An 11,412-nucleotide genomic window follows, 5' to 3' on the forward strand; every position below is an offset into this window, starting at 1 on the left:
TCGGGGCCCATCCCAGCTGCGCCGTGACTGCCGCTCCAGCGACATCCAGCGACCCTGACCTGCAGCGCCGGCTCCAGCAGGACAGCATCCAGCTGGGCGGCAAGACGATCTACCTCAATCCGTTTCTGTACTGGCGTCGTTTCGATGCCAACACCGACCGCTGGCTGCGTGAGCCGGGCCAGCTGCCCGAAGAGCAGATCGCTCCCAACCGCAGCCGTTTCTACCCCGAGCTCGACTGGGAGCTCCTCGATCCTGCCGAGCGGGCGGCCAAGGACGGGGCCGTGGAGATGTTCCTCAAGAGCCTGGAGCTGATCAGCACCTTCAACCCCGAGCTCACCGCCGGCCAGCTGCTCGAGGTCGAGCGCAAGATGGCCGTCACCAAGAAACGGGCCTTCGAACGCTGGGTGGGCAAGTCTCTGCAGCGGCGCCAGCAGCAGGAAGCCCGTGAGCGGCGGCGGTTCGATCGGGAACGTTCCCTGAGGGCCTGGCGTGAATGGGTCGCTCTGGAGGTGACCCGTCAGGCCCTGCTGCCGCTCACCGCCTTGATCGTGCTGGCCGTGGGTGCCGGCTGGTGGTGGGGCAGCCAGCAGGCCTGTCGCCAGGTGATCGTCGACCCCGGTGTGCCGGCCTCGCTGACGCCTCCCAGCCCCTGACCCCAACCGCCGACAGAGGGGCGGCAGACTGGGGATTCGTCACCGCCTGGGGCCATGGCCGCCGATCCGCTCGATACCCTGCGGCTCACCCTGATGCAGGACGTGCTGCCTGTCGGTCTCGCCATGGTGGAACGGGTCCGCAAGGGCGGGCCGCAGCAGGTCATGGCCGCCTTCGATGGCTCCAGTTCCGATCCCCTGGACCAGCTCCGCCGCGAGGGCGAGACGGCAGCAAGCCAGGTCCGCGAGCAGCTGGATCGGGTCAGTCCGGGCCTCGGCAATCCGGTGATGAAGGTGGAGGTGCGGGATGTGGAGCCTGCTCCTTCCCAGCCGGACCAGGCGGCTGCCGACCCGGCTGAACTGCAGGCCCGCCTGGCGGCCGTCGCGGAGCGGCTGACCCTGCTGGAGCAGCGCCTCGCTCCCCCTGTCCAGGAGACCTAGCCATGGCGGCCTACGGCCAGGCGGGGCGGCACAGCGGCATGGGGCAGCAGCCCGTGCTGCTGCTGCTGGTGGTGGTGCTGTTCAGCGGTGCCATGGTGGCGCGCCTCGCCTGGCTGCAGCTGATCCATGGGGCCGAGAACCGCGAGCGTGCCGACGAGAACCGCATCCGGCTGATGCCCCGCAATCCGATCCGGGGCCGACTGCTGGATCGCCATGGCCAGGTGCTGGCCACCAGCCGGCTCACCTACAACCTCTACATCCAGCCCCGCGAGGTCTCCGAGGCCCGCTGGCCGGAGCTGCGGGACCGGCTGGCTTCCCTGCTGGGCCTGGCGGTGGCCGATCTGAATGAGCGCCGCCGCAGCGGTACCAACGCCGAGGGCTTCCGGATCGAGCTGGCCCAGTCGCTGGGACCCGAGCAGGTGCTGCGTTTCCGGGAGCAGGCCAGCGGTCTGCGGGGGGCCGAGGTGGATGTGGATGTGCTGCGCAGCTACCCGAACGGCCGTCTGGCGGCCCATGTGCTGGGGTACACCAGCGGCATCACGGAGGAGGAATACGAGCGTCTGCGCCAGAACGGGTATCGCATCCGGGACCGGGTGGGGCGCAGCGGGCTCGAGAAGGTGTTCGAGTCCCATCTGCGGGGGGAGTGGGGCGGACAGCAGGTCGAGGTCAATGCCGCCGGGCAGGTGCAGCGGGTTCTGGGGGACAAGCCCGCCAAGGCGGGCAAGGATCTGCGCCTCACCCTGGATCTGCCCCTGCAGCGGGCGGCCGAAAAGGCCCTCGACGGGGTGCGCAAGGGCGCCATCGTGGCCATGGATCCCCAGACCGGGGCCATCCGTGCCATGGCCAGCCGTCCCAGCTTCGATCCCAACGTCTTCTCCCCGGCGCCCACCAGCAAGCAGTGGGCCGCCCTCAACGGGCCGGATGCCCCCCTGCTCAACCGGGCCTTCCGGGGTTTTCCGCCGGCGAGCACCTTCAAGATCGTCACCACGGCCGCGGCGCTGGAGTCGGGGATCTACCAGCCCGACGACAAGGTGCTCACCACCGACTCCTTCTGCTACGCCGGCCTGTGCTACGGCGACCATGGGGCCCACGGCATGGTCGGCTTTCCCTTCGCCCTGGCCGTGAGCAGCAACACCTTCTACTACCGGGTGGGGGTCAGGATCGGCCCCGATGCGCTGTTCAAGGCCGCGCGCCGGCTGGGTTACGGCAGTGCCACGGGCATCGAGCTCACCGAGGAGGAGACGCCGGGCCTGCTGGGGGATCAGGCCTGGAAGAAGGAGGTGCTCGGGGAACCCTGGACCCCCGTCGACACGATCACCTCCGCCATCGGCCAGGGTGCCCTGCAGGTCACGCCCCTGCAGATGGCCCGGCTGTATGCCGCCGTGGCGAACGGGGGGTGGCTGGTCACCCCGCACCTGGTGGAGCGGCCCACCACCCGCACCCGGATCGGTCTCAAGCCGGCCACGCTGGCGGTGCTTCAGAAGGGTCTGCGGATGGTGGTCACGGAGGGCACGGCCCGGCTGCTGAACGATCCGAACCTGCCTCCCGTCTCCGGCAAGACCGGCACCGGTGAGGACCCACCGCGGCCGGACCACGCCTGGTTCGGAGGCTATGCCCCGAGTGGTCATCCCACCCTGGTGATCGTCGCCTTCGGAGAGAATTCCGGCGGCTACGGCGGCACGGTGGCGGCCCCGATGGTGAAGGCGCTGATGACCACCTGGTTCCGGGGCACGCCGGCCAGCGGGGGCAGCTAGCCCCCTGGCCGCTCAGGCCGCCAGCTGCAAATGGGGCTGGCCCAGCAGGTCGGTGTAGAAGCCGCGAAGCTGCTGGGTGGCCGCACCCCAGCCCCAGCGCTCGGCTTCGCTGCGGGCAGCCTGGCGCAGGGCCGCTCGCTCGGCAGGGTTGCCGAGCAGCCGCGCCACTGCGGCCGTCAGGCTGCCGGCCCCGCCGTCGGCCCCGTCGGGGTCGTAGAGACAGCCATTGACCCCGTCGGTCACGATGTCCGGGATGCCGCCGCGGTTGGCTCCGACGACCGGGCAACCGGCGGCCATCGCCTCCAGCAGCACCAACCCGAGGGTTTCGGTGCTGCTGGGGAAGACGAAGGCATCGCCGCTGGCGTAGGCACTGGCCAGTTCCTCGCCGGCCAGGTAGCCCACGAAGGTCGTGGGGGTACCGGCAAAGACCCGCTCGAGCTGCTGGCGGTGGGGGCCGTCGCCCACCAGGGCCAGCCGGGCGTCGGGCATGGCCTCCAGCACCGGCCGGATCCGCTCGATCTGCTTTTCCGCGGAGAGGCGTCCGATGTAGAGCAGCAGCTTGCCCGTCTCGCTGTGGCCCCCCAGCAACCGCTCGCGGGTCGCGCTTCGGCGCAGTTCCGGTCGGAACAGTTCGGTGTCCACGCCCCGTTGCCACAGATCGGTGTGGTGGATGCCTTTCTCGCTCAGTTCCTGCACCATCGCCGTGGAGGTGCACAGGTTGAGGCGGGCCTGGTTGTGGGCAGCCTTGAGCAGTTCCCAGAGCAGGGGCTCCAGCATGCCCATGCCGTAGTGCTCCAGATATTTGGGCAGATGGGTGTGGTAGCTGGCCACAAGGGGAAAGCCCTTGGTCTTGGCGAGCCAGATGCCCCCCAGGCCCAGCACGGCCGGGTTGACCACATGCACCAGGTCCGGCTGGAACTGGTCGAGGGCCTCGGCCACCGCCGGGCGGGGCAGAGCCAGCTTGAGCTCGGGGTAGAGGGGCAGGGGCATGGCGGGGACCCCCACCACCCGGGCCCCCATGTACTCCTGCGGGGCTCCCTCCGGGCAGAAGATCAGCACCTCATCCCCCAGGCTCACGAGGTTCTGCACCGTCTTGGTCAGGCGGGTGACGATCCCGTCGACCTTGGGGAGGAAGGTCTCGGTGAAGAAGGCGATCTTCAAGATGGGGGCCCGGGGGGTTCGGGGTCAGACGGCCTGGATGGCCTCGGCCTGTTTGGTGGTCCAGGCGGAGATGCAGGGGATGCGGCTGCGGTCGCAGCGGTCAGCCCAGCGGCGGGCCACGTCCACCACTTCGGCCATCAGGCCGTCATCGAGGGTGGTGGGCTTGAGCCCCAGCTCGATGAAACAGCGGTTGTCGACGATGAGGTCGTTCTCGATGGCCTCCTTGCGGGGGTTGGGCAGGTGGCTGATCTCAGCACCGGTGAGGGCGGCGACCTTCTCGGCCAGTTGGCCCACCTGGTGGCTCTCGGTCATCTGGTTGAAGATCTTCACCTTCTCGCCCGACTGGGGCGGATGCTCCAGGGCCAGCTGCACGCAGCGCACCGAATCGCGGATGTGGATGAAGGCGCGGGTCTGACCTCCGGTGCCGTGCACGGTGAGGGGATAGCCGATCGCGGCCTGCATCAGGAAACGGTTCAGCACCGTGCCGTAATCCCCGTCGTAGTCGAACCGGTTGGTGAGCCGCGGATCCTTCTCGGTGAGCTCGGTGTTGGTGCCCCAGACGATGCCCTGATGCAGGTCGGTGACGCGGATCCCGTCGTTCTTGTTGTAGTAGAAGAAGAGCAGCTGATCGAGCGTCTTCGTCATGTGATAGACGCTGCCCGGATCAGCCGGGTGCAGGATCTTCTCGGTGAAGCGGCTGCCGTCGGGCTGGGGCACCTCCACGGTGAGGTAGCCCTCGGGAATCGTCGCCCCCCGGTGGGAGCCGTAGCCGTAGACGCCCATCGTGCCCAGATGGACGATGTGGCAGTCCACCCCGCTCTCGACGATCGCGGCGAGGAGGTTGTGGGTGCCGTTGACGTTGTTGTCGACGGTGTAGCGCTTGGTGGCGCTGCTCTTCATCGAATAGGGAGCCGCCCGCTGCTCGGCGAAGTGCACCACCGCCGCGGGGCGCTCATCCCGGAGCAGGTCCAGCAGGCGGGTGTACTCCTGGGCGATGTCCAGGTGCACGAAGCGCATCGCCTTGCCGCCGACCTGTTCCCAGGCCCGCAGGCGGTCCTGGATCGTCGCGATCGGCGTGAGGGACTCGACGCCCAGATCGATGTCGATCTTGCGGCGGCTGAGGTTGTCCACGATCACCACGTCGTGACCGGCATCGGCCAGGTTCACCGCACAGGGCCAACCGCAGAAGCCATCGCCACCGAGAACGAAAACCTTCATCCCGAAACCTTCATCCCGACCGAAACCTTCATCCCGAAACCCCCAGACCCCTGCAGGACGAGCGGATGCTCAGCCACGCAAGCTACTACAGGCGTTTCCGGGGGCCTAGCCGCTGATCCCGGCCGCCACGGCCACCAGCAACACCACCAGGACGGCCCCGCCGATCAGCAGCAGCTTGCTGCCGCTGGTGCTCCGCTCGCCTTCCTCCATCACCACCATGCGCGGCTCCCGGGCGAAGGCATTCAGCTTGCCGCCGTCTTCTTCGGTGACCTGCATGGATCGGGGGTGAACAGGGCCACACCCTATGGAGGGAATCGCGGCGGGCCCGGCGCGGTGGCCACGAAGTTCAACGGAACTTCACGGGATCGGGTTCAGGTCCCGACCCTTCCCTGGAGCGGTGAACTGGGGCTGGCCTGGGGGCGCACCGGCAGGCGCCCCGCCCGGAAGGCGGTGCGGCCCGCCTGGCAGGCCTGGGCCATGGCCCAGGCCATGGCCGGGGGGTCCCCCGCCAGGGCGATGGCACTGTTGATCAGCAGCGCGTCGGCACCCATTTCCATGGCCTGGGCCGCCTCGCTCGGCACGCCGATGCCCGCATCCACCACCACCGGCACCGCGGCGTTCTCGATGATCAGCGCGATGTTGGCGGCATTGCGGATGCCCTGGCCGGAACCGATCGGAGATCCGAGCGGCATCACGGTGGCGCAGCCGGCCTCCTCGAGGCGTTTGGCGAGCAGGGGATCGGCGTTGATGTAGGGGAGCACCGTGAAGCCCTCCTTCACCAGCTGTTCGGCGGCCTCGAGGGTGCCGATCGGATCGGGCAGCAGGTGGCGGCTGTCGGGGATCACCTCCAGCTTCACGAACGTGTTGTCCTCCTGGCCGGCCAGCTTCGCCAGCTCCCGCCCGAGGCGGGCCACCCGGATCGCCTCCTCGGCGGAGGCGCAGCCGGCGGTGTTCGGGAGCATCCAGATCTTCTGCCAGTCGATGGCCTGCATCAGTCCCTCGTGGCCCGCGGCCGCGCTCTGGACCCGTCGCACGGCCACGGTGACGATCTCGCAGGCGCTGTGGCGGAGGCTCTCCTGCATGGCGGTCAGGGACGGGTATTTGCCCGTGCCCGTCATCAGGCGGCTGCGGAAGCGGCGGCCGCCGATCACCAGGGGATCCTGGTCCAGGGGGCTGGCCTCCCCGTCCGGGCTGCCGGAGCCGGCTGGACGGAGGGAGGGGCTGAACCCGGGCTCCCGGGCGGGCTGCTGGACCACGGTGGCTTGAGGCGCATCGATGACAATGGATCTAGCCTCCCATCAGCCCCAGCTGATGCCGTGCCGCGAACGCTCCTCCTGACCGCCCTTCAGCTGGCGGCGACATCGGCCCTGGCGGCCACCCCCCTGGCGGCCACCCCCCTGGCGGCCCTGGCGGCCACCCCCCTGGCCAGCGATGGTTTTGTCCCCTTCACCCCCCCCGCCTCGGCCGCCCTCAGCGGTGAAGGCAGTGTGGCCACCGGTGAGGTCGAAACCTTCGATCCTGTGGCCCGCGCCCAGCTCCTGGCCCGGGAGATGCCCAGGGACTGGAGTGGCACCTACCAGCCCTTCGACACCTACCAGCCGATTCCGGCGCAACTGCGCCTGGCCAGGGCCACCCCGATGGGCCAGATGATCGACCTGCGCGGTGAACTGATCATCGGCGGCAACGTCACGCCGGTGCAGGGCAACCTCAACGCCGAGTCCGACCAGCTGGATCTGCTGGTGCTCTGCAAGTGCGATGTGGGAGGTCTCGAGCTCGGCGGTTCCTTCAGCGGCCAGCAGGGTCTGGCGCTCTCCGGCTGGAATGCCCCTCGCCTGACCAGCCCCGGAGGCCGCCTCGATCTGCGTCCGCAGTCCGCGACCCTGGCCCCCTACCCGGCCCCGGCGGCACCCAGCTCGGGCGTGCCGGTGCGTGGCATGTGGTGACGCCTCGGCTCAGGCCGCCGTGCCGAGGGTGCGCTCCAGTCTGCTGAGGCGCTTTTTGGCCGTCTTGTTGGCGGCGTCCAGCGCCAGAACTTTCTGGTAGGCGGCCCTGGCTTCCTCCGGGTTCTGCTGTTTCTCCAGGGCAAAGGCGAGGTTGTTGAGGGCGACCGGGTAGTCCGGCTTGACCTGGAGGGCCTGGTTGTAGTGGCGGATCGCCTGCTTGTACTTGTTCTGGGCCGCCAGGGCGAAGCCGAGGGCGTTGTGGATCAGGGCCACCGCTTCGGTCGGGGCCTCCTCGGCCTGGGCGCGCTGGAGAGCCCGGCTGAGGTTGTCAGCCGCCTCGCCGAACAACCGCTTGCGCAACTGAACCGAGGCGAGTTCGTAGAGACTGGCGGCGTCGCCATCGGGGCCATCGTCCTGGCGCTCCAGGCGCGACAGGGTGAGTTCATCCCGGCGCACCAGCCAGATCTGGCGGGCCACCACGACGGCGGCGCCTCCGAGGAGAACAACCAGGCCGATCAGGTAGGCCTGGGGAAGCAGGGTTTCCAAGGGGCGCTAGGGGGAGGACCGTTTCAGTTCTTGGCCGCACCGACGACACTGGTGAAGCTGCCGGGATCGACAACGGCGAGCTGGGCCAGCATCTTGCGGTTCAGGCGCACGTCGGCCTTCTTCAGGCCTCCCATCAGGCGGCTGTAGCTCACGCCGTTCAGGCGGGCAGCCGCGTTGATGCGGGCGATCCAGAGGCGACGGAAGTCGCGCTTGCGGCGGCGGCGGTCACGGTAGGCATTGCACAGCGCCTTCATCACCCGCTGGTTGGCCGTGCGGAAGAGGGAGCCGTTGCCGCCGCGGAAGCCGCGGGCCAGACGCAGGATCTTGTTACGGCGCTTACGGGCAACGTTGCCCCTCTTGACGCGGGCCATGGCAGGGAATCAGGTGTGGTGGAACTCGTGGTGACGGCTGGGCCCTGGGGCTCAGGCGTAGGGAAGCATGGCGCTCACGTTGTCGGCGTCGCGCTCGTCGACGACGGCCATCGTGGCGAGGTAGCGCCGGCGCTTGGGGCTCTTGTGATCCAGCAGGTGACTGCGGAAGGCACGGCGACGCAGAAACTTGCCACTGCCGGTCACCTTGAACCGCTTGGCGGCTGCTTTGCGGGTCTTGAGCTTCGGCATGTCTCCCCAGCACGGGCACAAACAAGCAGAGTACGACGTGGTGTTGCCTTCCTCCAACCCCAAGCCTTCCGGATGCCCCCTCGCCACCACCTGCTCCCGAACCTTCGCCCCCTTCCCCGCCAGCGGCGGCGCCCTCGCGCAGCCCGCCTGCTGCAGGCCAGCCTCGGCGTCGGGGTGCTCCTGATGACGACGGGCTGCCGGGCCGAGACGGTAGGGCCGCCGCCGGCGCCGGAGCCGATGGGGTGGCCGGTGCCGGCCCCTCCGGAACTGGACGGCCGTAACCCCGTGCTCTGGGTCGCCCTGGCGGACCATCTCAGGCCGTCGTCACCCCTGGAGCTGCGCAGCGGTTCCGGACTGCTGACGGTGGTCACGGCCGAGGGGGCCCGCTTCAGTTCCAATCGGATCGTGCTCCACTGGCGCAGCCTGCCCCTGGATCCGCCGCTCCAGATCCGCCGGCAGGTGCTGGGCCCCTTCGCCAGCTTCGAGAGCGCCGAGGAGGCCGCGGGCCGCTGGCGCGCCGCCGGAGTCCAGGTCCAGATCGCCCATCCGCGGGACTGGGAGGTCTGGGCGCCCCCCCAGGCCCCACTCCCACCGGACCTCGGGCCCGCCCGGCAGGTCGAGCAGCGGCTGAGTGAGCGGGTGGTGCTCGAGCTGCGGCGCGCCGAGGGGCCGGTGACTCTGGAGGGCCCCACTCGGCTGGAGACCCCCGGAGGTCTGCACTGGCAGGGGGGGCTGTTCCAGGGACCGTTCCGCCTTCAGCCCGATGCCTACGGCAGCTGGAGTCTGGTGGAGGAGGTCCCGCTGGAGCGCTACCTCCAGGGGGTGGTGCCCCATGAGATCGGGGCCGGTTCGCCTCCCGGCGCCCTGGCCGCCCAGGCGGTGCTCGCCCGCACCTGGGCGGTGCGCAACCGGATCCGCTTCCGGGTCGACGGCTATCACCTCTGCGCCGACACCCAGTGCCAGGTCTATGCCGACCCGCGCCAGGCGGGCCGTGCCGTGCGCGAGGCCATCGCGGCCACCAGCTCCCAGGTGCTCACCTGGCAGGGGGAGCCGATCCACGCCGTCTACCACGCCACGAATGGCGGGGTGGCGGCCGGCTTCGAGGAGGTCTGGAGCGGCACGGCCCTGCCCTATCTGGTACCCGCCGTGGATGGCTCCCGGGCTCTGCAGGAACGGTTCCCGCTGCCCTTGGCGCCCGCCCAGCTCCCGACGCTGCTCGCCGGCAGCACGGGCTTCCACGGCGCGGGCCACCCCCGTTTCCGCTGGACCCGCAGCCTCGATGCGACCCAGATCCGCCAGGCCCTGGTCGGCACGGCGCCCCAGCTCGGCACTCCCCAGCAGGTCACGGTCCTGGAGCGGGGGGTCAGCGGCCGGGTGCTGGCGTTGCGGATCCAGGGCAGCGGGGGCGCGACCGTCCTCCGCCGGGATGCGATCCGCCGCAGCCTGCGCCAGCTTCCCAGCACCCTGTTCGTGGTCACCCCCCAGGGCCCAGGACGCTGGCGGTTCGAGGGTGGCGGCTTCGGCCATGGGGCTGGTCTCTCCCAGGCCGGAGCCATCGACCTGGCGGGCCGGGGCTGGCCGCTGCAGCGGATCCTCAGCCACTACTATCCGGGCACCAGCCTCCAGTCCCTGTCAGGCCTGAACAGCAACGCCTCCGGGAACGCCCCTTAGAGTCCGCTCACTTCCGGGATCGCCATGGCCGCGGACGGCAGTACCAACGATCGCCGCCGTGGCAAGTCTGCCCTGTTCGTGGTCGCCTGTGGCTGGGCCGGGCTGATCCCCCACTGGCTCGACCCGGCCGTGCGCCTGTTGCCGGCCACCAGCATGGCCGTGCTGCTTGGTGGCTACAGCATCTACACCGTGTTGCTGCCGGCCCTGGGTCGCAGCCGGTCTGGTGCCGCGGTCCCCGCCGAGCCTGGCGGGGGCCCGCTGCCGTGTCCCTTGCCGCCGGTGGATGTGGTGGCGGCGGCAAGGGACGAGCAGGCCGTGATCACCCGCCTGGTCGAGCGCATCGCCGCGCTCCGCTACCCGGCTGAGCAGCTGCGGCTCTGGGTGGTCGATGACGGCAGTGCCGACCGCACGCCCCAGCTGCTCGCGGAGCTGCAGGGGCGTTTCCCCTTCCTGCGGGTGCTGCGGCGGGAACCGGATGCCGGTGGGGGCAAGTCCGGTGCGCTGAACCTCGCCCTTCAGCATGCCGAGGCCCCCTGGATGCTGGTCCTCGATGCCGATGCCGATCTTCAGCCCGACACCCTGGAGCGTCTGATTCCCTGGGCCGTGGCCGGTGGCTGGGGGGCTGTGCAGCTGCGCAAGGCGGTGGCCAATGCCCAGGCCAACTGGCTCACCCGGGCCCAGGCCATGGAAATGGCGCTGGACGCCGTGATTCAGGAGGGGCGCCTGGCCCGCGGTGGGGTGGTGGAGCTGCGCGGCAACGGCCAGTTGCTCCGCCGGGATGCCCTGCAGGCCGCCGGCGGCTTCAACGAGGCCACGGTGACCGACGATCTGGACCTCAGCTTCCGGCTGCTGCTGCATGACCAGCCCACGGGAATCCTCTGGGATCCCCCGGTGCGGGAGGAGGCGGTGCTGAGCCTGGCGGCCCTCTGGCGCCAGCGTCAGCGCTGGGCGGAAGGTGGGCTGCAGCGCTTCTTCGACTACGGGCCGGGCCTGTTCTTCGGCAGGGTCAACGGCAGGCGCCGGCTGGATCTGCTCTGTTTCTTCCTGCTCCAGTACGCCATGCCGATGGTGGCGATGGCCGACCTGCTCGGCGCAGCCCTGACCCTGACGGCTCCGACGATCTGGCCGTTGTCCTTCGTGGCCTTCGGCCTCTCCGGCTGCTCGATCCTGCTGGGATGCCGTCGCGGCAGTGAGGGGCCTCCCCTGCCCCGCATGGCTCCGTGGAACCTGGCCCTGGGCATCGTCTATCTCGGCCACTGGTTCGTGGTCATCCCCTGGACCAGCCTGCGGATGGCCCTGCTGCCCAAGCGGCTCGTCTGGGCCAAGACCCTCCACCTGGGCGAGTCCGGGCTCGAGGAAACCGCGGTCGAGGATCCCGCCGCCGCCTGAGTTGCCGCTGCGGGCCTGG

The 11,412-nt window shown here is 70.0% G+C and carries 12 protein-coding genes and 1 pseudogene; 6 read left to right on the forward strand and 7 right to left on the reverse strand.

From position 1 onward, the window contains the following. Positions 1 to 23: 23 nt before the first annotated feature. The 3 genes from ACLNEE_RS12310 to mrdA are packed head-to-tail and all read left to right on the forward strand — an operon-like array spanning position 24 to position 2,845. The gene (locus tag ACLNEE_RS12310; protein WP_411421822.1) at positions 24 to 653 is read left to right on the forward strand and encodes a hypothetical protein; all 630 of its coding nucleotides are present in this window, start codon (positions 24 to 26) and stop codon (positions 651 to 653) included. 54 nt (positions 654 to 707) lie between these two features. Next, positions 708 to 1,091 carry a hypothetical protein gene (locus ACLNEE_RS12315; RefSeq protein ID WP_412007183.1) on the forward strand — a complete coding sequence of 128 codons (384 nt, stop codon included), beginning with the start codon at positions 708 to 710 and terminating at the stop codon, positions 1,089 to 1,091. A 2-nt stretch (positions 1,092 to 1,093) separates the two neighbouring features. Beyond that, the gene (mrdA, locus tag ACLNEE_RS12320) at positions 1,094 to 2,845 is read left to right on the forward strand and encodes a penicillin-binding protein 2 (protein WP_411421820.1); all 1,752 of its coding nucleotides are present in this window, start codon (positions 1,094 to 1,096) and stop codon (positions 2,843 to 2,845) included. A 12-nt stretch (positions 2,846 to 2,857) separates the two neighbouring features. On the opposite strand, the gene ACLNEE_RS12325 is transcribed toward mrdA, so the two are convergent. The 4 genes and pseudogenes from ACLNEE_RS12325 to ACLNEE_RS12340 form a co-directional block, all read right to left on the reverse strand. Next, positions 2,858 to 4,006 carry a glycosyltransferase family 4 protein gene (locus ACLNEE_RS12325; RefSeq protein ID WP_411421819.1) on the reverse strand — a complete coding sequence of 383 codons (1,149 nt, stop codon included), beginning with the start codon at positions 4,004 to 4,006 and terminating at the stop codon, positions 2,858 to 2,860. 24 nt (positions 4,007 to 4,030) lie between these two features. Beyond that, positions 4,031 to 5,224, reverse strand: coding sequence for an NAD-dependent epimerase/dehydratase family protein (locus ACLNEE_RS12330; protein WP_411421818.1), 1,194 nt, complete (start codon positions 5,222 to 5,224; stop codon positions 4,031 to 4,033). 105 nt (positions 5,225 to 5,329) lie between these two features. Next, positions 5,330 to 5,500 carry a photosystem II assembly protein Psb34 gene (gene psb34 / locus ACLNEE_RS12335; protein WP_411421817.1) on the reverse strand — a complete coding sequence of 57 codons (171 nt, stop codon included), beginning with the start codon at positions 5,498 to 5,500 and terminating at the stop codon, positions 5,330 to 5,332. A 95-nt stretch (positions 5,501 to 5,595) separates the two neighbouring features. Beyond that, positions 5,596 to 6,384, reverse strand: a pseudogene (locus ACLNEE_RS12340) (glycine oxidase ThiO); the annotation flags it as partial. A gap of 156 nt (positions 6,385 to 6,540) precedes the next feature. Between ACLNEE_RS12340 and ACLNEE_RS12345 the strand changes: the two are divergent. After that, positions 6,541 to 7,167, forward strand: coding sequence for a hypothetical protein (locus tag ACLNEE_RS12345; RefSeq protein WP_411421816.1), 627 nt, complete (start codon positions 6,541 to 6,543; stop codon positions 7,165 to 7,167). A 9-nt stretch (positions 7,168 to 7,176) separates the two neighbouring features. On the opposite strand, the gene ACLNEE_RS12350 is transcribed toward ACLNEE_RS12345, so the two are convergent. From ACLNEE_RS12350 to rpmI, 3 genes are read right to left on the reverse strand one after another with little or no spacing between them, the layout of a single operon-like run. Continuing rightward, complete coding sequence (locus tag ACLNEE_RS12350) at positions 7,177 to 7,713, reverse strand: tetratricopeptide repeat protein (RefSeq protein WP_411421815.1); 537 nt, start codon at positions 7,711 to 7,713, stop codon at positions 7,177 to 7,179. 23 nt (positions 7,714 to 7,736) lie between these two features. Further along, entirely contained in the window at positions 7,737 to 8,084 is a 348-nt protein-coding gene (gene rplT / locus ACLNEE_RS12355; protein ID WP_411421814.1) for a 50S ribosomal protein L20, read from the reverse strand. Positions 8,085 to 8,135: 51 nt separating this feature from the next. After that, positions 8,136 to 8,333 carry a 50S ribosomal protein L35 gene (gene rpmI / locus ACLNEE_RS12360; protein WP_411421813.1) on the reverse strand — a complete coding sequence of 66 codons (198 nt, stop codon included), beginning with the start codon at positions 8,331 to 8,333 and terminating at the stop codon, positions 8,136 to 8,138. Positions 8,334 to 8,405: 72 nt separating this feature from the next. On the opposite strand from rpmI, the gene ACLNEE_RS12365 reads away from it, so the two are divergent. After that, complete coding sequence (locus tag ACLNEE_RS12365) at positions 8,406 to 10,004, forward strand: SpoIID/LytB domain-containing protein (RefSeq protein ID WP_411421812.1); 1,599 nt, start codon at positions 8,406 to 8,408, stop codon at positions 10,002 to 10,004. 24 nt (positions 10,005 to 10,028) lie between these two features. Then, the gene (locus ACLNEE_RS12370) at positions 10,029 to 11,393 is read left to right on the forward strand and encodes a glycosyltransferase family 2 protein (protein ID WP_411421811.1); all 1,365 of its coding nucleotides are present in this window, start codon (positions 10,029 to 10,031) and stop codon (positions 11,391 to 11,393) included. Positions 11,394 to 11,412: the final 19 nt, after the last annotated feature.

Origin of the sequence: Aphanothece stagnina RSMan2012 (genome assembly GCF_046764815.1) — a bacterium.
In the GTDB taxonomy this organism is placed as follows: Bacteria; Cyanobacteriota; Cyanobacteriia; order PCC-6307; family Cyanobiaceae; genus NIES-981.